At 71.7% G+C, this 23,035-nt stretch carries 16 protein-coding genes and 1 pseudogene; 10 read left to right on the plus strand and 7 right to left on the minus strand.

From position 1 onward, the window contains the following. The first annotated feature begins 17 nt into the window (after positions 1 to 17). The 3 genes from OG858_RS42275 (at position 18) to OG858_RS42285 (ending at position 3,158) form a co-directional block, all read left to right on the plus strand. Positions 18 to 1,166 (plus strand): ABC transporter substrate-binding protein, encoded by a 1,149-nt coding sequence (locus OG858_RS42275; RefSeq protein ID WP_328543896.1) that lies wholly within the window; start codon positions 18 to 20, stop codon positions 1,164 to 1,166. 124 nt (positions 1,167 to 1,290) lie between these two features. Then, positions 1,291 to 2,496, plus strand: coding sequence for a sensor histidine kinase (locus OG858_RS42280; RefSeq protein WP_256960249.1), 1,206 nt, complete (start codon positions 1,291 to 1,293; stop codon positions 2,494 to 2,496). Beyond that, complete coding sequence (locus OG858_RS42285) at positions 2,493 to 3,158, plus strand: response regulator transcription factor (protein ID WP_086747132.1); 666 nt, start codon at positions 2,493 to 2,495, stop codon at positions 3,156 to 3,158. Before OG858_RS42280 ends, OG858_RS42285 begins: the two co-directional genes overlap by 4 nt. Positions 3,159 to 3,177: 19 nt before the next feature. Here the strand turns inward: OG858_RS42285 and OG858_RS42290 are convergent, their stop codons facing one another. Next, entirely contained in the window at positions 3,178 to 3,972 is a 795-nt protein-coding gene (locus OG858_RS42290) for a phytanoyl-CoA dioxygenase family protein (protein WP_319318237.1), read from the minus strand. Positions 3,973 to 4,036: 64 nt separating this feature from the next. On the opposite strand from OG858_RS42290, the pseudogene OG858_RS42295 reads away from it, so the two are divergent. After that, a pseudogene (locus tag OG858_RS42295) lies at positions 4,037 to 5,036 on the plus strand (helix-turn-helix domain-containing protein). A gap of 40 nt (positions 5,037 to 5,076) precedes the next feature. Here the strand turns inward: OG858_RS42295 and OG858_RS42300 are convergent. Next, complete coding sequence (locus OG858_RS42300; RefSeq protein ID WP_328543895.1) at positions 5,077 to 6,336, minus strand: SLC13 family permease; 1,260 nt, start codon at positions 6,334 to 6,336, stop codon at positions 5,077 to 5,079. A 102-nt stretch (positions 6,337 to 6,438) separates the two neighbouring features. After that, the gene (locus OG858_RS42305) at positions 6,439 to 8,853 is read right to left on the minus strand and encodes a SpoIIE family protein phosphatase (protein WP_107482270.1); all 2,415 of its coding nucleotides are present in this window, start codon (positions 8,851 to 8,853) and stop codon (positions 6,439 to 6,441) included. A 263-nt stretch (positions 8,854 to 9,116) separates the two neighbouring features. Here OG858_RS42305 and OG858_RS42310 point away from each other — a divergent pair, with 263 nt between their 5' ends. From OG858_RS42310 to OG858_RS42330, 5 genes are all read left to right on the plus strand, one after another. Then, positions 9,117 to 12,206 carry a glycoside hydrolase family 2 TIM barrel-domain containing protein gene (locus OG858_RS42310; RefSeq protein WP_328543894.1) on the plus strand — a complete coding sequence of 1,030 codons (3,090 nt, stop codon included), beginning with the start codon at positions 9,117 to 9,119 and terminating at the stop codon, positions 12,204 to 12,206. Between the two features lie 222 nt (positions 12,207 to 12,428). Further along, on the plus strand, positions 12,429 to 14,672 hold the full coding sequence (locus OG858_RS42315; protein ID WP_319065395.1) for a glycoside hydrolase family 9 protein: 2,244 nt from the start codon (positions 12,429 to 12,431) through the stop codon (positions 14,670 to 14,672). A gap of 166 nt (positions 14,673 to 14,838) precedes the next feature. Continuing rightward, entirely contained in the window at positions 14,839 to 15,084 is a 246-nt protein-coding gene (locus OG858_RS42320) for a hypothetical protein (protein WP_086747138.1), read from the plus strand. 3 nt (positions 15,085 to 15,087) lie between these two features. Further along, complete coding sequence (locus tag OG858_RS42325; protein WP_319065394.1) at positions 15,088 to 15,465, plus strand: toxin Doc; 378 nt, start codon at positions 15,088 to 15,090, stop codon at positions 15,463 to 15,465. Positions 15,466 to 16,010: 545 nt separating this feature from the next. Continuing rightward, a complete protein-coding gene (locus tag OG858_RS42330) occupies positions 16,011 to 17,858 on the plus strand; it encodes an RICIN domain-containing protein (RefSeq protein WP_327747842.1) in 1,848 nt (615 codons plus the stop codon). A 226-nt stretch (positions 17,859 to 18,084) separates the two neighbouring features. On the opposite strand, the gene OG858_RS42335 is transcribed toward OG858_RS42330, so the two are convergent. Further along, a complete protein-coding gene (locus OG858_RS42335; protein WP_319065392.1) occupies positions 18,085 to 19,254 on the minus strand; it encodes a lactate 2-monooxygenase in 1,170 nt (389 codons plus the stop codon). A gap of 892 nt (positions 19,255 to 20,146) precedes the next feature. On the opposite strand from OG858_RS42335, the gene OG858_RS42340 reads away from it, so the two are divergent. Further along, positions 20,147 to 20,581 carry a protease inhibitor gene (locus OG858_RS42340; protein WP_179201524.1) on the plus strand — a complete coding sequence of 145 codons (435 nt, stop codon included), beginning with the start codon at positions 20,147 to 20,149 and terminating at the stop codon, positions 20,579 to 20,581. A gap of 196 nt (positions 20,582 to 20,777) precedes the next feature. On the opposite strand, the gene OG858_RS42345 is transcribed toward OG858_RS42340, so the two are convergent. From OG858_RS42345 to OG858_RS42355, 3 genes are all read right to left on the minus strand, one after another. After that, positions 20,778 to 20,969 (minus strand): hypothetical protein, encoded by a 192-nt coding sequence (locus tag OG858_RS42345; RefSeq protein ID WP_037699179.1) that lies wholly within the window; start codon positions 20,967 to 20,969, stop codon positions 20,778 to 20,780. Positions 20,970 to 21,067: 98 nt separating this feature from the next. Then, positions 21,068 to 21,532: an anti-sigma factor antagonist gene (locus tag OG858_RS42350; RefSeq protein WP_319065389.1), complete on the minus strand. Its 465-nt coding sequence runs from the start codon at positions 21,530 to 21,532 to the stop codon at positions 21,068 to 21,070. Positions 21,533 to 21,836: 304 nt separating this feature from the next. Further along, entirely contained in the window at positions 21,837 to 22,859 is a 1,023-nt protein-coding gene (locus OG858_RS42355; protein ID WP_086754471.1) for a Ppx/GppA phosphatase family protein, read from the minus strand. Positions 22,860 to 23,035 lie beyond the last annotated feature (176 nt).

A 23,035-nucleotide genomic window follows, 5' to 3' on the forward strand; every position in this document is an offset into this window, starting at 1 on the left:
AAAGGACCTTCCCCCACATGGCCAGCAGTTTCAGCAGGCGACGCATTCTCACCACCGGAGCGGGCGCCGCGCTCGGCGGCTTCGTCGCGACCGGCGCAGCGCAGGCCGCCGCCGGGTCGGCGTCGGGCTCCCGTACGGCGGCCCCGGGGTCCGAGGAGACCCGCACTCTCGACGAGCTGTACCGCGACGCGGTCTCCGAGGGTGGCAGGCTCGTCATCTACGCGGGCGGCGACACCGCCACCCAGCAGGACTTCACGGCCCAGGCGTTCCGCACCCGCTTCCCGGACATCGACCTGAAGATGGTCGTGGACTACAGCAAGTACCACGACGTCCGCGTCGACAACCAGCTCGCGACCGACACCCTGGTCCCCGACGTCGTCCAGCTCCAGACGCTGCAGGACTTCACCCGCTGGAAGAGCCAGGGCAAGCTGCTGCCGTACAGGCCCGCCGGTTTCTCCAAGCTGTACAAGGACTTCCGCGACCCGCAGGGCGCCTGGACGGCCGTCGCGGTCATCGCCTTCAGCTACATGTACGGCGTCGACGCCGTCGCCGGCAACGCCCCCAAGTCGCCGTACGAGCTGGTCGACCCGCGCTGGAAGGACGCCATCGCCTCCTCCTACCCGCACGACGACGACGCGGTGCTGTACCTCTACTCCCTCTACCAGGAGGCGTACGGCTGGGACTGGATCGCGAAGTTCGCCGCGCAGAAGCCGCAGTTCAACCGTGGTTCCCACACCCCGGGTGTCGCGGTCAACGGCAGGCAGAAGGCCATCGGCGTCGGCGGGGCCGGCTCGCTGACCGCGCCCCCGACCGCCGCGACCCGCTTCGCCGTGGCCGAGGGGCATCCCTTCATGGCCTGGGGCCAGCGCGCCGCGATCCTCAAGAAGGCCGCCAACCCGACCGCTGCCAAGCTGTACCTCAACTGGGCGCTGTCCACCGAACGCCAGCAGGGCTCCTTCAACGGCTGGTCCGTCCGCACGGACGTCACCCCCGCCGGCGGCCTGAAGCCCATCTGGACCTACCGCAACGCGCACCTCGACGGCTTCCCCCGGTTCATGGAGGACCGCGCCCAGGTCGAGCGCTGGAAGCAGACCTTCGCCCTCTACTTCGGCGAGGTCAAGGGCGACCCGACGCCGGGAGTCCTGGGCCTGCACCCCGGGCGGTAACCACCCCGCCGGTCACGGCGGGCACGGCGCATTCCTTTACTCCGGTCACACGGGTCACTGTCTACACTCGGCTGGCCCCGCCAGCCCCGTGCCCGTCCGGACCGTCGCAGAGGGAATCGCCGCCGTGCCCGCCTTCGCCGCCCCCGCCTTCGTCCACCGAGGTCCGCTGTCGCCACGGCGGCTGCCGGACCTGCTGTTCCTGACCGTCGTCGTCGGCGGAGTCGTCCGCCTCGTCGACCTCAACGCGTCGCTGTGCTGGGAACTGGTCCCCCTCATCACGCTGTTGGCGGTCGGGTACGTGGGCGGGCTCGCCCTCTGGGACCGGCTGGGGCGGTGGGGCCGCCCCCTCTGGCTCGGCACACTGCTGACGCTGTGGTGCTGGCTCTCCTGGGAGATGCCCGCACAGGTCGCCACCGCCTACATCTGGCTGGCGCTCCCCCTGGCGATCCTCGCCCTGCGCATGTTCGCGGGCCGCGCGGCGGTCGCCGTCGTCGGCGTGATCACCGCGCTGCTCGTCCTCCTGATCGCCCGTACCTCCGGCACCCTCCACCCCGAAATGCTCCTTCCGCCGGCCGCCGCCCTCTGGGCGACGGTCGCCCTCTACCGCACGCAACAGCGGCTCCTCGGTGAACTGCGCAGCACCCGAGCCGAGTTGGCGCGGGGCCAGCGCGAGGCCGGCCGTCTCGCCGAGCGCGCCCGGATCGCCCGCGACCTGCACGACACGCTCGCCCAGGAACTCGCCGGCAGCCGCATGCTCCTGCAGGCCGCCGACCGCGACTGGGACCGCCGCCCCGACCTCGCCAGGACCCAGGTCCGCACGGTCGTGGACGCGCTCGGCGCCAACCTCGCCGAGACCCGCACCATCATCAGCGACCTCACCCCGCCCGCCCTGGAGAACGACGACCTCGCCACCGCGCTGCGCACCCTCTGCGCCCGCACCACGGCCACGCCCTCACGGGTGGTGTTCCGCACCGAGGGCGAGCCGGGCGACCTGAGCGCCGACCGGGCCGCCGCTCTGCTCCGCGTCGCCCAGGGCCTGCTGGCCAACGCCTGTGAGCACGCCCGCGCCCGGCACGTCTGGGTCACCCTCGACCACCGTGACGACACGACCGTCACCGTCGAAGTACGGGACGACGGCGTGGGCTTCGACACGAGGGCGACGACGGCGAAGCCGCGCGACCGGGGCCTCGGCCTGACCGCCGGCCGGGAGCGCCTGGGCGCCCTCGGCGGCTCGCTCACCGTCCGCAGCGCACCCGGCCACGGCACCCTGGCCCGCGCCAGCCTCCCCGCGGGCGCCCTCGCCCTGGCGGGCCCGGCGGGCAACCGGTGAACGACCCGAACGGCACCCCGCTGCGCGTCCTGATCGTGGACGACCACGTCGTCGTACGGGCCGGGCTGCGCGCCCTCCTCACCGGCGAACCCGGCTTCGACGTCGTGGGCGAGACCGGTGACGGCGAGGAGGCCGTGCGGCTCGCCGCGCGGCTCCGCCCCGACGTCGTGCTCATGGACCTCCGGCTGACCGACGACACGGCCCCCGGCACCCGGGTCAACGGCCTCGACGCGACCCGGCGGATCACCGCCGAGGTCCCTGGCAGCCGGGTCGTCGTCCTCACCAGCTCCGGCACCCAGGGCGATGTCGTACGGGCGATGGAGGCCGGGGCCCGCGGCTACATCCTCAAGGCCGGCCCGCCCGAGGAACTGTTCCGGGCCGTGCGTGCCGCGGCGGCCGGCGGGATGGGGCTCGCCCCGGAGGCCGCCGGACACCTCGCCGGTCACCTGGCTGATCCGGGGACCGTTCTCAGCGGCCGGGAGATCGAGGTCGTACGGTTGCTGGCACTGGGTCACAGCAACCGCGCCATCGCCGCCTCCCTCCATCTCACCGAGGCCACGATCAAGACACACCTGGTCCGCGTCTACCGCAAGCTCGGCACCGAGAACCGGGCGAGCACCGTGTCCGAGGCGGTCCGGCGGGGACTGCTCGAACTGGGCTGAGCCGGCACCGGGGCCCGGGTCAATGGGCGCCCATCGGTTCGAACTCCGTGCCGCAGGGGCCCGCCCCCTCGCTCTCCGCCAGGGGCACGGGGGTGCCGCTCATCGTCAGCACGTCGTAGTAGCGGCCGATGCGTTCGGTGGAGCGGCCCACATAGTGGCCGATGAAGGAGCGTCGGAAGCGGTCGGTGGTGCGGTTGGGCTGGGAGCCGTGCACGAGGCTGCCGTTGAAGAAGAGGACATCGCCCGGGGCCATGTCGACGGGTACGGGGTCCAGGCCGGGCGGCGGCGGGACGTACTCGCGGACGAAGGACACCTCCTCGTCCGCCTCCTCCGGGCAGAAGAGGTCCATGCGATGCGTCCCCGGCACGACCTCCAGACCGCCGTTGTCGCGGTCGATCACGTCGCAGGCGATCCACGCCGCCACACAGGTGCCCGGCTCGACCCGCAGATAGAAGTTGTCCTGGTGCAGCGCCTGCCCCCGGGCGCCCGGCGGCTTGAAGTAGAACATGCTCTGCGCGGCCAGGACCTCCTCACCCAGAAGCCCTTCGAGGATGTCCCGCAGCCGTGCGTCGAGGAGCACCCGCAGCGACAGTTCGTCGATGCGGTGCGGGTGCATCACCCGGGGGTGGACGTGCAGCGGGTCGGCCGGCCCGTCCGCCGAGGGCGGGCGGGGCTGGAAGTGCCCGGGGATCGGGCCGCCCTCCCGCAGGGCCGTGAACCGGTCGCACAGCTCCTCGATCTCGGCGGGCGGGAACAGCCCCCGCACCACCAGATAGCCGTTCTCCTCGAACTCCGTCTTGCCTGTGACTGTCATCCGCGCGTCCCTTCTCACCGTCGTCCGCCGTGCCCCACGCTAGGTCCGAGCGCCTTTCGGGAGGATGCCTGTGCGTGCTGACGACCTGCCTGGAACTGCTGCGCCCGCCGATCCGTCGCCACCGCCCGGACAGGTGATCATCGGACGCTTCGACCAGCTGCCGCCCTACGCCGTGCACCGGCCGCGCGGCGCGGACAGCTGGCTGTTCACCTGGACCACGGGCGGCGGGGGACTGCTGCGGCAGGGCGCGGCCGGGACGTCGGCGGCGCCGGGCGACCTGGTGGTCCTCGGCCCCGGAGTGCCGCAGCACTACACGGTCCGGCCCGGCGCCGGGCGCTGGGCGTTCTGGTGGGTGCACTGCCAGCCACGGGCCTCCTGGACGGCCTGGCTGCGCCCTTACGAGGCCGGAGACCTGCTGTACGCCGTGCCGTCGGCCCCCGGCGGCATCCGCGAACGCGTCGACGCGGCCTTCCGGCGGATGCTCGCCGACGCCCGCTGGACCGGCGAGGGCACCCCGCCGGCCCCCGATGCCTCCTCGCCGGGCGGTGAGCACACAGGGTCGGCGTCCGGCGCCGCCACGCCGGGCGGGGGCGGTACACCGCCGACACCCAGGGCTGCCCCTCTCGGCGGTGAGGTCGCCGTGGCGCACGGCACGGCGGCCCGCGAACTCGCCCTGTGCTCCTTGGAGGAGGTCGTGCTGCTCACCGCCGCCCGGTCCGAGCCGCGCGAGTCGGGGGTGGACCCGAGGATCCGCCGGGCCGAGGACCTGATCGCCGCCGACCCCGGAGCCCCGCACACCGTCCGCTCCCTCGCCCAGCGTCTCCCTCTCCCCGTCCCGGTTCGCGCACCTCTTCACGGAGCAACTCGGCCACTCCCCGATGCGTGCCCTCCGCCACGCCCGCCTCCACCACGCCGCCCGGCTCCTGGAGGCCACCGAACTGCCCGTGGAGCGCGTGGCAGCCGCCTCCGGGTTCGGCAGCCCGTTCCACTTCAGCCGGGTGTTCCGGCAGCGCTACGGGGTGCCGCCGGGGGAGTACCGGCAGGGGTTGCGCGACGGCCGCTGACGGTCACCTCCCCCGGGAACCCCTTGGCAGGGTGGTCGGCTCAGCCCCCGAAGGCGAGCAGCGACAGCCACAGCGCCACCACCGAGGAGAGCAGCGCGGCCGGGACGGTGAGCAGGCCGAGGCGGGTGAACTCGCCCAGGTCCACGTCGTGCTCGTGCTGGTGGACGATGCGGCGCCAGAGCAGTGTGGCCAGGGAACCGGCGTAGGTGAGGTTCGGGCCGATGTTGACGCCGAGGAGCACGGCGATGACGGCGCCCGTGCCGAGCGGGGCGGCCAGCGGGACCAGGACCAGGACCGCGGGCAGGTTGTTGATGACGTTGGAGAGAAGGGCGGCCAGGGCGGCGACACCGAGGAGGGCGAGCAGGCCCGTGCCGGACGGCATCACGCGGCCCAGCGCTTCGGCGAGGCCGTTGTCGACCACCGCGCGCACCACGATGCCCAGTGCCAGCACGAACGCGAGGAACGGCAGGGAGACGGAGTGGAAGAGCGCGACCGGGCCGGTGGTGCGCCTCAGGAGCGCGCGGACCGACAGGACCAGGGCCCCGGCCAGCGCCGCCCACACGGGCTCGACACCGAGCGCGGACGTCACCACGAACCCGGCGAGCGTGCACAGGACCGTGACCAGCGCGAACATCGGCAGCTCGGGCGCCTCGACCGACTCTTCGGCGGGTGGCGTCCAGGCGTCCAGGTCGGAGGCGAAGAAGCGGCGGAACACCACGTACTCGGCGGCGACGGCCACCGCCCACGGCGCCGCCATCAGCAGCGCGAACCGCGTGAAGGTCAGCCCGCTCGCGGTGAACGCCAGCAGGTTGGTGAGGTTGGACACGGGCAGCAGCAGCGAGGCCGTGTTCGACAGATGCGCGGTGGCGTACACATGCGGCTTGGGGCGGGCGCCCAGCCGGGCCACGGTCGCGAACACCACCGGTGTGAGCAGTACGACCGTCGCGTCCAGGCTGAGCACCGCCGTGATGCCGGAGGCCAGCGCGAACGTCGAGCCCAGCAGCCGCCGGGGCCGCCCCGCCGAGGCGCGCGCCATCCACGCCCCACAGGCCTGGAAGAGCCCCTCGTCGTCGCAGAGCTTGGCCAGCACGAGCACGGCGGCCAGGAAGCCGAGTACGGGGCCCAGCAGTTCGGCCTCGGCGCGGGCGTGGTCGAGGGAGACGGCACCGGCGGCGACCGCGATCCCGGCGGCCGGGACCGCGACCACCGCCTCCGGCAGTCCGAACGGGCGGGCGACCGCGCAGCCGAGGACGACGACGAGCAGGACGACGGACAGGATTTCGGCGAGGGCGGTGTTCACGGAAGAGCTTTCGGGCAGTTCGGCGGCGCGGAGACCGGTGAACCCTACAGCTGCCCGGCAACGCCCGACGAACGCCTGTGCGGCCCTGTGGTGAGGCCTTCCTCACTCCTCCGACAACGTCAGCTCGGCCCAGATCGTCTTGCCGTCCTCGGTGTGCCGGCTGCCCCACCGCTGGGTCAGCTGGGCCACCAGCAGCAGGCCGCGCCCGCCCTCGTCGAAGGTCTTGGCCCGACGCAGGTGCGGGGCGGTGCCGCTGCCGTCGGACACCTCGCAGATCAGGGTGGTGTCGTCGTGGATCAGGCGCAGCTGGATCGGCGGGGCGCCGTGCCGGATGGCGTTGGTGACCAGCTCGCTCACCACCAGCTCCGCGGTGAACGCCGACTCACTGATGCCCCAGAGCGCCATCTGCGTCAGCACGTACTGGCGGGTGCGGGCGACGAACGCGGGGTCGGCCGGTATCGACCAGGTCGCGACCTGTGCGGCCTGCAGCCCGCGCGTACGGGCGAGCAGCAGGGCCACGTCGTCGGGGGCGCCGTTCGCGGGCAGCAGGGACTGGACGACGTCCTCGCAGATGTCGTCCAGTGAGCCCTTGCGGCCGGACAGCGCCTCGGCCAGCAGCTCCTGCCCGGCGTCGATGTCCCGGTCCCGGGTCTCGATCAGACCGTCGGTGTAGAGGGCGATGACGGTGCCCTCGGGCAGTTCGAGTTCGGCGGACTCGAAGGGCAGTCCGCCGAGGCCCAGGGGCTGTCCCGACGGCACGTGCACCTCCATGGGCTGTCCGTCCGGGTCCAGTACGACCGGTGGCGGATGCCCGGCACGGGCGAAGGTGCAGCGGCGGGTCACCGGGTCGTAGACGGCGTACAGGCAGGTGGCCCCCACCTCGCCGGTCACGCCGTCGCTGCCGGCCTCCGCGGACAGCCGTACGACGAGGTCGTCGAGGTGGGTGAGCAGCTCGTCGGGGGCGAGGTCGACGTCGGCGAGGGTGCGGACGGCGGTCCGCAGGCGGCCCATGGTGGCGGAGGCCTGGATGCCGTGGCCCACGACGTCGCCGACGACCATGGCGACCCGCATCCCGGAGAGCGGGATGACGTCGAACCAGTCGCCGCCGACCCCGGCCTGCGCCGCCGGAAGGTACCGGGAGGCGGCCTCCAGGGCGGGCATGCGGGGGAGGGTCTGGGGGAGCAGGCTGCGCTGCAGGGCGAGGGCGGTCTCGCGTTCGCGGGAGTAGCGGCGGGCGTTGTCGATGCAGACGGCGGCGCGGGCCGTGACCTCCTCGGCCAGCAGCTCGTCGTCGGCGGTGTACGGGTCGAGTCGCTTGAAGCGGGTCAGGACGGCCACCCCGAGGGTCGTGCCACGGGCCCGGATCGGCACCGACATGGTGGTGTGGACGCCCAGCTCCTTGACCCGTGCGCCGCGTATCGGGTCCCAGGCGAGCCAGTCCGACAGCGTGTTCGCCGGGTCGGTCGCCACGATCGTGTGTCCGACCGACAGGGAGGCCGCCTGCGGGGAGGTGGCCGGGTAGACGTCCGTGCGGCCCACCTCGACCACCGCCTCGGGGCAGCCGGGGGTGACCGACTGATGGGCGGTGCGGCGCAGGGTGAACGGAGGGGAGAGCGGGCCCTCGTGCGGTTCGTCGCCGTGGTCGATCGACTGCATCAGGTCGACGCTGACGAAGTCGGCGAGGACCGGGACGCACACGTCGGCCAGCTCCTGGGCGGTGCGCTGGACGTCGAGCGTGGTCCCGATGCGGATGCTCGCCTCGTTCACCAGTTGCAGCCGCTGCCGGGCGAGGTACTGCTCGGTGATGTCGTGGCCGGTGACACACACCCCGATCGGCGCCCCGGAGTCGTCGGTCAGCGGGGCGATCGCCGCCGACCAGGCGTGGGCCCGGTTCTCGTCGGCGGCCCGCAGGAAGGTCTGCACGTCCTTGCGGCGGCCATGGGCGAGCACCTCGCGCAGATGCTGCTCCAGCTTCTCGCCCTGGCGGCCGCCCACGACCTCGGACATGTGGAGCCCCCGGAGGTTCTCCTCCGGCATCCCCACGGCTTCGGCCATCACGTCGTTGATACCGCGCAGTCTCAGCCGGTCGTCGAAGACCGCCATGGCGCACGGCGACTGGACCATGACCGCCGCCGCCAGCGGATCCTCCCGCCCCAGCGGACCGGGATCGTCCAACGGACACAGAACCAGCCAGCCGCCGCTGCCGTCGCCGTCCTTCGGGTTTCGGCGGTGGGCGAGCAGCCACGCGGTCACCGTCCGGCCGTCGTGGTGACGCAGCGCGAGCGTGCCGCTCCAGTTGAGGCTGCCCTGCGGGGGCGGCAGGAGAGAGCCCCCCGGGGCCAGCAGCTCCTCGGCGGGGCGTCCCACGACCTCGGCCGCGGGCCAGCCCAGCAGGCGTCTCGCGCCTTCGTTCCACTCGACGACCGTGCCGTCGCCGTCCATGGCCGCCCGCGCCGTGGCGGCACCGTCCAGGGCATACGCAGGTGTGTCACCGTGCGTTACCTTGCGGCTCCTCATCGTCGCGAGTTCCATTTCGCCGGACCGAACGGGCTTACGGGTGAAAACCAGCCTATGCGTTCCGCCGGGAAAGCGGACCGGAAACCGCACCCCCGCGGATTTTGTCGCACCGGTGTTCGCCGAGTGATGCGAGGGGCTCTTGACGTCCCTGGGGTGCGTCGTCAGATTCTGTTTGGTCGCGCTCACTTGTGATTGCTTGTGGGGCCTTGTGCTTCGCGGGCTCCCCGGAACGTCCACCCGCACGTTCGACGAAGGGAACACCCATGACCGTCACACGCAGATCCTTACTCGTCGCGGGCACCTCCGCCCCGGTGGTGGGAGCGCTGGCGGGCACCGCGGCCGCCGCGCCCCGGGCGAGACCCTCGTCCGCCGGCCGGGCCGTCCCGCTCCGGGACGGCTGGCGCTTCGCCCTCGTCGACCCGGGCGGCATCACCGACCCGACCGGCGAGTTCGCCGACGCCGCGGAACCCGGCTTCGACGACTCCGCCTGGCGTCAGGTCGCCGTCCCCCACGACTGGAGCATCGAGCTCGCCCCGACCACCCGGTACGGCACGACCAGCGGCACCGGCTTCTTCCCCGGCGGGCTCGGCTGGTACCGCAACACCTTCACGCTGCCACCCGCCCTCGCCGACAAGCGGATCTCCGTCGAGTTCGACGGTGTCTACATGGACTCCCAGGTCCATTGCAACGGCACCGAGGTCGGCCGTCACCCCTACGGCTACACCGGCTTCGCCTTCGACCTCACCGACCTGCTCCACACCGACGGCACCACCGAGAACGTCATCGCGGTCAAGGTCCAGAACCGGCTGCCCAGCAGCCGCTGGTACTCCGGCAGCGGTATCTACCGCGAGGCCCGCCTGATCGTCACCGACCCGGTGCACGTGGCCCGCTGGGGCACCTACGTCACCACACCGGACATCACCGAGGAGCGCGCCCTCGTCCGCGTACGCACCTCTGTCGTGAACGCCTCCGGCGCGGGCACGGACGTCGAGGTCGTCTCCCGCGTCGTCGACCCGCGTGGCCGCACGGTCGCCCGTACCTCCTCCACGGTAGCCGTCACCGGCACGGCGACCACGACCCACGAACTGACCGTCCGCGAGCCGAGGCTGTGGGACCTCGCGGACCCCCACCGCTACACCCTCAGGACCGAGCTGCGCGTCGGCGGCAGAGTCACCGACACCCACCGCACACCCTTCGGCATCCGCACCTTCCGCTTCGACCCGGACGACGGCTTCCACCTCAACGGCGCCCACCACAAGATCAAGGGCGTCGACCTCCACCACGACCTCGGCGCGCTGGGCGCCGCCGTCAGCGCCGACGCGATCCGCCGACAGATGACGATCATGAAGTCGATGGGCGTGAACGCCTTCCGGACCTCGCACAACCCGCCCTCGCCGGAGATGATCGAGGTCTGCGAGGAACTCGGCATCGTCATGATGGTCGAGGCCTTCGACTGCTGGAGGAGCCCCAAGACCCGCTACGACTACGGCCGTTTCTTCGACGAGTGGGCCGACCGCGACGTCACCGAGATGGTGCTCGCGGCCCGCAATTCACCCGCCGTCCTCATGTGGTCGATCGGCAACGAGGTCTCCGAGTTCACCTCCACCTCCGGCCTCGCCATGGCGGACCGGCTGATCGCCGCCGTCAAGGCCTCCGACGACACCCGCCCGATCGTCATCGGCTCCCACCGCCACCGCAGCGTCCCCGCTCCCGGTACCCCGGGCGACCTGATCCTGGCCAAGCTCGACGGCCTGGGCCTCAACTACAACACCGCCAAGTCGGTGGACGCCCTGCACGCCCGCTACCCGAACCTGTTCCTCTTCGAGTCGGAGTCGTCCTCGGAGACCTCGACGAGAGGCGTCTACCAGGAGCCGGAGCACCTCAACACCGGCGAGAACCACACCCCCGGCAAGCGGGGCGTCTCGTCCTACGACAACAACCTCGCCTCCTGGACCATGAGCGGCGAGTACGGCCACAAGAAGGACCGCGACCGGAAGTGGTTCGCCGGGCAGTTCCTCTGGTCGGGCATCGACTACATCGGCGAGCCCACGCCGTACGACGTCTTCCCGGTGAAGGCATCCTTCTTCGGCGCGGTCGACACGGCCGGCTTCCCGAAGGACATGTACTACCTGTTCCAGAGCCAGTGGACCAGCCGGCCCATGGTCCATCTGCTGCCGATGACCTGGAACCACGCGAAGGGCGACACCGTCGAGGTGTGGGCCTACTCCAACGTGGACACCGTCGAGCTGTTCCTGAACGGAAAGTCCCTGGGGACAAGGACGTTCGACGAGAAGAGGACCGTCGACGGCCGCTCCTACCTGGAGACCACCGAGGCGACCGGTGACGACAAGACCTTCACCGGCGGCCCGTACCCCGGCAGCTACACCAGCCCCAACGGCAGCGCGGGCAAGCTCCACCTCACCTGGCAGGTGCCGTACGCGGCCGGCGAGCTGAAGGCCGTGGCGCGCCGGAACGGCAGGACCGTCGCCACGGACGTCCTGCGCACGGCCGGTGCCCCGCACGGCGTGCGCCTGACCGCCGACCGCAAGTCCCTCGCGGCGGACGGGCGTTCACTGGCCTTCGTGACCGCCGAGATCGTCGACGCCCGGGGCGTGGTGGTCCCCGACGCCGAGCACCTGATCTCCTTCGACGTACGGGGAGGCTCCCTCGCCGGGCTCGACAACGGCCGCGAGGAGAGCGCCGAGCGCTACCAGGCCTCCACCCGGACCGCGTTCGGCGGCAAGGCGCTCGCGATCGTCCGGGCCGGGGTCGAGCCGGGCCCGGTCAGGGTGACGGCGCGGGCGGAGGGGCTGCGGACCGGGAAAGTGAGCGTCCGGGCCACCTGGGCGCGCGGCAGGGCGACGACCCCGGCAGCCGAGTTCGAGCCGGACCACCCGGACGTCCCGGACCACCCCCGTGCCGACGCCAGTTACTCCGGCCGCCCCGACACCCTGCCCGCCGCCATGCTCGACGGCGACCCCGCCACCGGCTGGTCCAACGAGTTCCTCAAGGCGGCCACCGCCCTGTTGCCCGCGTTCTCCGGGGCGCGGCCCGTGGACTGGGTGTCGGTGGACTGGGGGCGGCCCGGGACGGTCGACCGGGTCGAGGTCTCGTTCACCGTCGACGCGGGGCACACGTTGCCCGAGGCCGTCGCAGTCGAGGTGTGGGACGGCAGCCGGTACGTTCCCGCCGAGGGCGCGAAGGCCGACTGGGCCACCACCTCCGACGCCCCCACGGCGATCACGTTCGCCCCGCTGCGCGGCACCCGTGTCCGGCTCACGCTGACGAGCCGCCATCCGGGTGAGGCGCGCGGCGCGGTGCGGATCAGCCGGCTGGACGTTCTCGCGGTCTGACCGCGTCGGGAGAGCCGCTTCGGTCCGGACGGGAACGCAGGAGGGAAACGAGTCCCGTCCGGACCGTTGACGGGCTGTCATGTCTCTAACAGCATGGCCAACGACCACATTTGGGAGCGCTCCCACATCCGTCCCTCCGTCGCGCGTGCCGTTCCGTACATGCGCCATCCGCCACCATCCGTCACCGCTGTGCGCCCCCACCTCCCCCGAGGAGCACCAGACGTGAAACGACGCAGAACCACCCTGCTCGCCCTGACGGCCCTCCTTGCGGCGGCGCTCACCGCGCTGCCCACCGGCCCGGCCCAGGCCGAGGAGGTCGAACAGGTCAAGAACGGAGCCTTCGACTCCACCACCGCCCCCTGGTGGACGACCGGCAATGTCACCGCCGGCCTCACCGACGGCCGCCTCTGCGCCGACATCCCCGGCGGCACCGCCAACCGCTGGGACGCCGCCGTCGGCCAGAACGACATCACCCTCGTCAAGGGCGAGTCGTACCGGTTCGGTTTCTCCGCGTCCGGCACGCCCCAGGGCAACGTCCTGCGGGCGATCGTCGGCCTGTCGGTGGCACCGTACGACACGTACTTCGAGGTGAGCCCGCAGCTGAACGTCTCGGGCGACTCCTACTCGTACACCTTCACCTCGCCCGTCGACACCGCGCAGGGCCAGGTCGGCTTCCAAGTGGGCGGCAACGCCGCCCCGTTCACCTTCTGCATGGACGACGTGTCGTTGCTCGGCGGGGTGCCGCCGGAGGTGTACGAGCCCGACACCGGGCCCCGCGTGCGCGTCAACCAGGTCGCCTATCTGCCCGCCGGGCCCAAGAACGCCACCCTGGTCACCGACGCCACGGCCAAGCTGCCCTGGAAGCTGAAGAACGCGTCGGGTGCCGTGGTCGCCCACGGGCGGAGCGTCCCGCGCGGGCTCGACGCCTCCTCGGGGCAGCACGTCCACTCGATCGACTTCGGCGCCTACCGCAAGCGCGGCACCGGCTTCACGCTGGTCGTCGACGGCGAGACCAGCCGGCCCTTCGACATCGACCCGAGCGCCTACGAACGCCTCCGGCTCGACTCGCTGAAGTACTACTACACCCAGCGCAGCGGCACCCCGATCAGCGACGAACTGCGCCCCGGCTACGGCCGCGCCGCCGGTCACCTGGACGTGGCGCCCAACCGGGGCGACCGTGACGTGCCCTGCCAGCCCGGAGTGTGCGACTACACGCTCGACGTCACCGGCGGCTGGTACGACGCCGGCGACCACGGCAAGTACGTCGTCAACGGCGGCATCTCCACCTGGGAGGTGCTGAGCACGTACGAGCGCTCCCTGTACGCCCGCACCGGGGAGTCCGAGGAGCTCGGCGACGGGTCGCTGAACATCCCGGAGAGCGGCAACAAGGTCCCGGACCTGCTGGACGAAGCCCGCTGGCAGCTGGACTTCATGCTCAAGATGCAGGTGCCGAAGGGGCAGCCGCTCGCCGGCATGGCCCACCACAAGATCCACGACGAGCAGTGGACCGGCCTGCCCCTGATGCCCGCCGCCGACCCGCAGAAGCGCGAACTGCACCCGCCGAGCACCGCGGCCACCCTGAACCTGGCCGCCACCGCCGCACAGGCTGCCCGCCTCTACCGCCCCTACGACCGCGCCTTCGCCGCGAAGGCGCTCGCCGCGGCCCGCACGGCCTGGGCCGCTGCCCGGGAACACCCGACGGTCTATGCCTCCGAGAGCGACGGCATCGGCGGTGGCACCTATTCCGACAACAACGTCACCGACGAGTTCTACTGGGCGGCCGCCCAGCTGTACCTGACCACCGGTGAGAAGGCGTTCAAGGAGTACGTCCTTGCCTCGCCCGTGCACACCGCCGACATCTTCGGTCCCATCGGCTTCGACTGGGCCCGCACGGCCGCCGCGGGCCGCCTCGACCTGGCGACCGTGCCTAACAAGCTGCCCGGCCGTGACAAGGTCCGCCGCTCCGTGATCAAGGGCGCCGACCGGTACCTGGCCACGCTCAAGGCGCACCCGTACGGCATGCCGTACGCGCCCGACGGCAACCTCTACGACTGGGGGTCCAACCACCAGATCCTCAACAACGCGGTCGTCGTCGCCACGGCGTACGACATCAGCGGCGCGGCCGAGTACCGCGAGGGCGCGCTGCAGAGCATGGACTACCTCTTCGGCCGCAACGCCCTCAACATCTCCTACGTCACCGGCTACGGCGAGGTCGACGCCCGCAACCAGCACAGCCGCTGGTACGCCCACCAACTCGACCCGGACCAGCCCAACCCACCGGCCGGCACCCTCGCGGGCGGCCCGAACTCGGGTATCCAGGACCCCTACGCGCAGAGCAAACTGCAGGGCTGCGTCGGTCAGTTCTGCTACATCGACGACATCCAGTCCTGGTCGACCAACGAACACACGATCAACTGGAACGCGGCACTGGCCCGCATGGCGTCGTTCGTCGCGGACCAGATCTGAATCCTCCGCGTGACTGCGTGACTGCGTGACTGCGTGAGCGCGTGAGCGCGTGAGCGCGTGCGGCCGACGCCTCGACGGGCGTCGGCCGCACGGCTTCGGTACCGCAGGTCGTACGGTGTGACCTGCGACTATTTACGGGTAAGTACCCGCGAGGTACCGTTGGCGCATGCCAGCTCTGAATGTGGAGTTCAGCGACCGCGAGCTAGAGGACCTGCGGCAGATCGCCAAGGAGCGCGGTACGTCGATGAAGGCGCTCGTGCGCGAGGCGGCCGCGGCCGACATAGTGCGACACCGGGCGCTCAAGGAGGGCGCGGAGGCATTCCGTCAGTTCTTCACCGCGCACGCCGACGAGTTCGCCGCCGCCTTCCCGGACGACGAACCCGCCGACAGGATGAAGGGGCGGGCCGTCTGACCGATGACTTCCGTCATCCACATCGACGTGCCCTGGCTGCTCCAGCGGCACGAAGAGGTCATGCCCGAGCAGCCCAGCATCAACGACTTCTCCGCGCTCGTCGCGGCTGTGGCCCGGCACCGCGTCGACCCGCCGCGCCTCGGTGTCGACTCCGACCCGGCCTGGCGGGCCGCCGCGCTGCTGCACACCCTCGCGGTACTCAAGCCCCTGCCGGCCGGCAACGCCCGCTTCGCCTGCGCGACAGCCGTGGCGTACATGTTCGTCAGCGGTGTCGGCATCGCCCCGCCGTACGGGGCCCTCGTGGATCTCGCGCGCGATCTGATCTCCGGGACGACGGACATCTACGGGGCGGCGGACCGGCTGCGGTCCTGGCAGATCTGAGCGGAGCGGAACCGACACTTCCCCCGGGGCCGCCGACCGAGGGCGGGAGGATCAAGGTCGGCGGCCGTTTCGCGCGGGAGAGCCGCCGTTCCGCGCGGGGCCTTCCGAGTGGCCGTCCCGATTGAACAACGAACCATCAGTGTGCCGGGAGCGTGCGAGGGCCGCCGGGGTGTGCGTACCGTTCACACGGGGTGCTTGAAGCCTTGAGTATTTAGGAACCGGAAGGCTTCGTTCTGCGAAGCGGAAGCTTAGGTACCGGTCATCTGACCTGCTTTTAGTGATGCGGATGTTGCTCAGGTGCCTTGTTAGCCATGAGTAACTTGTGCAAGGGTGAACTTCCTGCGCAAGGGCAATGGCCCGGCCGGAAAGGCCATTTGGCTTTTCTGGTCACCGAAGGGCCCAAAAGGCTCAAGGGAGACGGTCATCGTGCGGCTCCGTCCCCGGCCGCTTCCCGGCGCCCGCCAAAAAGGTACGCACCAATCCAGGGCCCTTTTCGGCGGCCACAACTCCGTGTGCCATCTTGTGCCTTGGAAGGAACCGTCTCTGTGCACACCCCCCACCCTCCGCGCCCCACTTATCCGCCCGCTCCCGGCCCGGTTCCCGGAGAGTCCGACGAGACTCTCGCAGCCCGGCTGAGGGGCTGGCCGGAAGGTGGCACCGGCGACCCCGTCGCCCTGCTGATGGCACGGCACTGGCAGCCCACGTACGACTATGCGGTGATCTGTCTCGCCACTCAGTCCGGCGTCGCCTCGATGGTGACCGCGACCGCCTTCCACCGGGTGCTCGACGGGCTGATGCGGGGCGAGTCGGGCGTCGCCCTGCGGCCCCGGCTGCTGGTGGCCGCGCGCGACACCGTCAAGGAGTGGTCCGCGGAAGGCGGTGTCTCCCATGTCCTGTCGGACCTGAGGAAGCCCGCGGGCGGGCGCGGCATGCGGGCGGCGAAGTCCATGACGCCCGAGAATCGCAAGCTCATCGAGCGCTCTTTCCGAGCTCTACCGGCGGTCGCCCAGTGCCTGTTGTGGCACACCGAGGTAGAAGCAGAAATGATAACCATACCCACTGGTCTGCTGGGTCTGGACGCCGACAGCGCGGTGGCCACGCTGGAACAGGCGCGCGACAAATTCCGCGAGGGCTGCGTCCGCGCCCACCGGGAACTCGCGCCGTCCAAGGATTGCCGCTTCTACAACCGGCTGCTGGACGTGCCGATTCGCCGCGGCGGAGCCCTGCTGCCGGATGTCCAGCAGCATCTGCTGGAGTGCCGCTACTGCCGTTACGCCGCCGAGCAACTCAGCCATTTCGAGGGCGGGCTGGGCGGGGTCATCGCCGAGGCCGTGCTGGGCTGGGGCGCCCGGCGCTATCTCGACTCCCGGCCCGGCCGCATGCCGGACAAGGGGAACTCAAGACGTCCGGGGAGCGGCGGTCGGCATCGCCTGCTCTCCCAGATCCCCGCACAGCGCCGCCGGATCATCTCCGGGGCGCGCAACCCGAGGGCTCTGATCACCGTCGGTGTCTCCTCGGGCGCGCTGATCGCGGCCATCCTGGGCGCCGCGTTCCTCTCGGACGACGGCAGCGGGGCAGATCCCGCCGCATCCACCAGTGCCACCGGGGGCGTCGCCACGGCGCCGGACACCGGCAACGACACCACCACCGACACCGGCTCGGCGACCCCGCCCGCCATGTCCGGACGGTCCGCGGCACCCCAGCAGACCCGGCTGCGCAACCAGGCCGCCGACCTGTGCCTCGACATCCACGGCGGCAAGGCCGAGCAGGGCGCCTCGACGGAACTCGCGGTGTGCGACTCCGGCTGGACCCAGAAGTGGTCCTACGAGGCGGACGGCCTGCTGCGCAGTGTCGCCAACCCCGAGCTGTGCCTGGACTCCCAGGTCGACGCCGGAGTGGTCGTCCTCGGCAGGTGCGCCGACGAGGACTCCAAGCGCGGTGACGACGTGCGCTACGACTTCACCGTGCAGGGCGAGTTGCTGCCCCGCTGGGGCGAAGGTCTCGCCGTCGCCCCCGTAGCCAGGGACGCCGATGCCGACGTCGTCGTCAAGGTCCGGGACAACTCCGGCCAGCAGCGCTGGCTCACCGACGGTGTGACCGCCAGCCCGGAGTCCCTCTCCGTCTCCGGCTCCGAGGCGTCCACACCCGAGACCGAGCCGGTCTCCCGGAAGCCGGAGGCGGACGACGCCTCCCCGGCCCCGGGGCCGGAGAAGTCCGGCTCCCCGGAGCCGAGCGTCTCCCCGGAGGCCGAACAGGGCGGTTCGATCCTGTCCGTGGGCGACGACACGACGACGGACGCGGACGCCGGCTCCGGGACGGGCTCCGGCTCCGCTCCGGTGCTGCCCCTGACGTCCGTCGACCTCCCGAACCTCCTCACGGGCCTCGGCCTGTGAGGGGGTTCGGTCGTCGGGCGAGAGGGCTGCGAGGGGCGTGTGGTTGCTCGTGCGGTTCCCCACGCCCTTAGGAGACGAAGGGCACGGGGCGCGGCCAACCTGCTTTTCAGGAGTGCGAGCAGTCCCACTCGCCCGGCACACGGAGAACCCGGCCCCCGAGCCGGGTCGAAAGGGCGCAGCCCCTGGGAACGGGGCGTTCAGGGGCGGCGGGAGCGCTGACCGGATCTCACCCCTCCCCGCCGACGAGACTGTCACCGTCGACCGTGGCCGGTGTGCGATGCCCGGACAACGCGAGCGTGAGGTCGAACTCGGCGAGCAGACACCGGATCACGTGTTCCACACCGGGCTGCCCGTCGAGGGCGAGGCCGTAGACGTAGGGGCGCCCGAGAAGCACGGCTCGCGCCCCGAGCGCCAGCGCTTTGAAGACGTCGTCACCGGTGCGCACGCCGCTGTCGAAGAGCACGGTCGTCCGGTCGCCGACCGCCCGGGCCACACGCGGTAGCGCGTCGGCCGCCGCGACCCCGCCGGCCACCTGCCGGCCGCCGTGGTTGGACACGATCACCCCGTCCATTCCGGCGTCCGTGGCGAGCCGGGCGTCGTCCGGGTGCAGGACGCCCTTCAGTACGATCGGCCCCTGCCAGTGCTCGCGCAGGAACGCCAGGTCGGGCCACGTCTTGCCGGGATCTCCGAACATGCCCGCGAAGTGCAGCACGGCCGCGTTCGGGTCCTCGTGGACCGGCTTGGCCAAGCCCGCCCGGAACGCCGGGTCGGAGAAGTAGTTGGCGGTCCCGACGCCATGAAGGAACGGCAGGTACGCCCGCTCCAGATCGCGCGGTCGCCAGCCGAGCAACGGTGTGTCCAGGGTGACGACGAGCACGGAGTACCCCGAGGCCTTCGCCCGTTCCAGGAAGCTCCGGGTGACCTCACGGTCCTTCGCCCAGTACAGCTGGAACCAGCGCTCCGCGTCGCCCATCACCTCCGCGACCTGCTCCATGGGTGTGCTGGACGCCGAGGACAGGATGTACGGCACCCCCTGTGCGGCGGCGGCCCGTGCGGCCGCCGACTCCGCCTCAGGGTGCACGATCGACAGCACGCCCACCGGGGCGAGGGCCAACGGCGCGGGCAGCGCACGGCCCAGCACCTCGACGGAGAGATCGCGTTCGCTCACGTCCCGCAGCAGCCGCGGCACGATCCGGTGCCGCTGCAGCGCCGCCCGGTTGGCGCGCGCCGTGCTGCCGTCCCCCGCGCTGCCCGCGACATACCCGACCGGACCCGCACCGAGGCGGTGCTCGGCCAGCTCCTCCAGCCGGGTCGGATCGGTGGGCAGCCGTGGCACGGCCCCGCCCATCCCGCCCAGGTAGATCTCGTACTGGAAGTCCGCCCAGTGCTTGGCCATCCGTCTGTCCCGCCCCTCGCCGTCGAGAACGCCCCGCGTCGCCGACGATCCTGACGAGCCCGGAGGGCGCCGTCCAGAGCCGCGTACACGGACACGCACACGGTCGGCCGGAACAACCGGCGGGCGCGGGGGCCGTCGGCGGTGTGTCCGTCGGCGCCTTCGGCCCGGTGTGCGGCGGTACCGGGACGTCGTCCGTACGGGCCGGTCGGGCACCCTCGGGGCCGTACGCGGCGTGTGGTTCGGGGTAGCAGGTGAGGAACAGGACCGCCGACACGGCCGGACCGAGGAACGCTGCCGGCGACGCCGTCCGTGAGGCATCGAGCCGGCCCGGGATGGGTGTGACAGCACGCAGAGCACCGCCGCGACCCACCGTGCGGTCCCGCGGAGGCGGTTCGGGCCGTGCGAGAACCCGTGCCGCCCGCCGCGCTGACGAGGGCAGAGGTCCGAAATGCCGCGGGGGCGTACCGGCCGCGCCGGGGTGTGACGTCAAGGATGCGCGTCAAGCAGAGACAGAGGGTGCTTCATCCATTCTGCGGAATCGAAATGGATGAATCATCCACCATTCCGGGTCGCGTGGGGGCCGTTCGGGCGGTTGTCGCGAGCGGAAGCGGAATGTTTCAGGCCGATTGCTCAGCCGTGGAGATCCGGCCATTCATGATCATGGGGCGATCGGAAACCGCTCAGAATCGGGGTTCGCATGGTCGGACTCCGTGACTTCGAGCCACTGATTCAATACTCAAAGTTACTGAAACCGGTGGGGTCGATGTGTGTTCCGGGCCCGGACCCGGCAGACTCGCGCTCGCCGATCCGGCACCGTCCGGGCAGGCTTCGTACACGCGACAGATGTGGCGGGGTCGTCCGGGCACTCCTGCAGAGCGGAAGGATGCACACCATGCCGAAGACCGCGCGTTGGGCAGCGACTCTCACCCTGACGGCCACCGCCGTCTGCGGTCCCCTCACGGGCTCCGCGCTCGCTGCCCCCGAGCCCGCCGCGTCGGGGCTCTACGCCCCCTCGGCCCTGGTCCTGACCATGGGCCACGGCGAGACCGCGGCCGCCGTCACCCCCGAGCGCGCGGTCACCCTGACCTGTGCGCCGAACGCCTCCGGCACGCACCCGGCCCCCGCAGACGCCTGCGCCGAACTGCGCCGCAGCGGCGGCGACTTCGGCGCCCTGACCGGCCGGGCCGGGGTGAAGTGCAACAAGCAGTACGACCCGGTCGTCGTCACCGTGCACGGTGTCTGGCAGGGCAAGCGCGTCGCGCACGAGCGCGTCTTCGCCAACCAGTGCCTGAAGGACTCCGCCACGAGCGTCCTGTACGCCTTCTGAGCGCTTCCGCGGACGAGGCCGCTTCGGGCGGCCGACAGACCGGGGTTGCGTGACCCCGTGAGTGATGAGCGAGGGCCCGTGGCTGGGGAGCGCGAGCCCTGTCGCGGTGTGTCACGCGATCCCGTCCGGGGGCCGGCCGAAGCGGAGTGGGGCCGCGGCCGGCCCCCGGCATCATCTGCCGGGAACTCTCACCCGGTCACTCGGGGGTGACGGTCCACCGGCCGACCTCCTGGTGACCGGAGTCGTACAGAGGCTGGCCGTCCCCGGGTTCGATCTCGCAGTGCCGGAGGTTGCCGCCCCAGTAGCGCAGGATGCGCTCCAGTTCCTGGACGGTGGTGCCCTCGTCCCAGTCCGTGCTGTCCAGGTCGACTTCGAGAAGGAACTTCACTTCACGCGTCTCCACTTCTGTGTCGCTCGGATTCCGTGCCGGCGTCGGCCGGAACGGAGTGTGCCTGCCGCAGGTCCTTCAATCGTTTCATTGAACTGCTACTTGAGACTTGGCCGTTGCGGTGGCGGGGGCGACGGAGGGGGAACGGGAGGAAGGTCCGGGAGCGGAGGGAAGCGGCCCAGCAGTCGGGCCGCGCGCAGGAGCCGGTGCATCCGGGGCTGGTCGGAGACGAGACGGAGCCGGCCGCCGCTTGCCGCGGCCGCGGCCTCCGCCCGGCACAGCACCCGCAGGCCCGAGCAGTCGAAGAAGGAGACGTGGCGCAGGTCGACGAGCACGTCCGGCTCGGCGGACCCGGTGGTGGCGGCCGTCAGGTGCTCGGCCACGAGGCCCGCCGACGCCACGTCGATCTCGCCCGAGACCTCGATCACGACGAACGGCCCGATGCGGCGGGTGCGGGCGTACGGGTTCGCTGCTGCTGCTGCCGCCGCCTCCGGCCCGGGGCCGGGCCCGGTGGCCACGTCCTCGGGCCGCGGTGCGGCACGGTCATGGGCATCCGGAGTCATGGCGGCTCCACCTTGTCAGGGGTAGGGCGCATTCGATCCCGTTAGCTACCCCGGCGCGGAGCCGGCCATCCCTTTCGTGCCTGACGCAAGATCTATAGCACTCGAAAAGGTGAATTCCCCTTTCATGTCTTGACATTGCTTGAGGGTGTTGCCAGGGGGTGCTGTCCCGTCGGTGTCGGGCCCGTCAGTCGTGCCGGGACTCCTCCTCCGCCTCGTGCAGGACCTCGTCGAGGGCGGTGCCGGGCCTGCCGTGCGGGATTTCCCTGTCGTGGTGGGTCATGGGGCGCTCCATCCGTGGGGTGGGTCAGCGGGCGGGCGCGGCGATGCGCAGGGGCACGGCGCCCGCCGCGCTCGAAACGGCCGGCCCGTTGCCTTCGATGTCCCGCGTCACCTCCGACCACCACGCCGGGCCGTCCTCGATGCTCCGCAGCAGTACGCCTTCGCGGATCGCCCAGGGGCAGAGCGTCACGGACTTGAGGCCGGTGAGCTTCATCACGGTGTGCCCGACCAGTGCCCCGGCCAGGCTCTGCGTCGCCCGAGGCGCGGAGATGCCTGGGAGGGCGGACCGCTCGGCCGCGGGGAGGGCGGCGAGGCGGGAGACGGCGGTCCCCAGGTCCGCGCACCGCAACTCCCTTTCTACGAAGGGCCCGTGGCGGCCCGGCGCGGATCCGCACAGCCGGGAGAGCTGCTGGAAGGTGCGCGAGGTGGCCACGGCGGTACGCGGCCCCTCCCAGCGGATGCGTGCGGAGACGTCCCGGAGCTGATGGCGGACCCTGCGCCGCAGCGCCTTGATGCTCTCCGGCGACGGCGGGTCCTGCCCGTGGAAGAACTCATGGGTCAGCCGGTTCGCGCCCAGCGGCAGCGAGGCCACGAAGTCCGGCAGCCGGCCCCGCCCGAAGGCCACCTCCAGTGAACCGCCCCCGATGTCCAGCAGCGCGAGCGGCCCCGACCGCCAGCCCATCCACCGCCGCGCCCCGAGGAAGGTGAGCTCGGCCTCCACCTCGCCGGGCAGGGTGCAGATCGGTACCCCGGTCGCCGCGCGCACGGCCCGCAGCACGTCCCGGCAGTTCGGCGCGGAACGCACCACGGCGGTCGCGAAGGCCAGTGGTGTCGACGCCCCCCATCTCTCCGCCGTGCGTGCGGCGGAGGTGACCGCGTCGCACAACTGCCGTACGGCCTCGTCGGGTACGTCGCCCCCGGGCTCCACCTGCTCGGACAGCCGCAGGCGCCACTTGGCGGTGTGCACCGGCAGCGGCACACCGCCCTCGGCGTCCGCCACCACGAGTCTCACGGTTTTCGATCCCACATCCACCACGCTCATCCGCATGACCGACGAAGTACCCGGTAGCAGCCTCGACACGCGTGTCCCGTACGGCGGTTGGGGGCTAAGAGACGTATACAGGCCGACCGGGCGCCGTCGCTCACGCCCGGCGGAGAGCCGGCCGCTCGCACGTGGCGGGGTCGGCCGCTCGCCCCCGAGCGGAATGATCAGCCTTATTGCAT

Source organism: Streptomyces europaeiscabiei (assembly GCF_036346855.1).
Classification (GTDB): domain Bacteria; phylum Actinomycetota; class Actinomycetes; order Streptomycetales; family Streptomycetaceae; genus Streptomyces; species Streptomyces europaeiscabiei.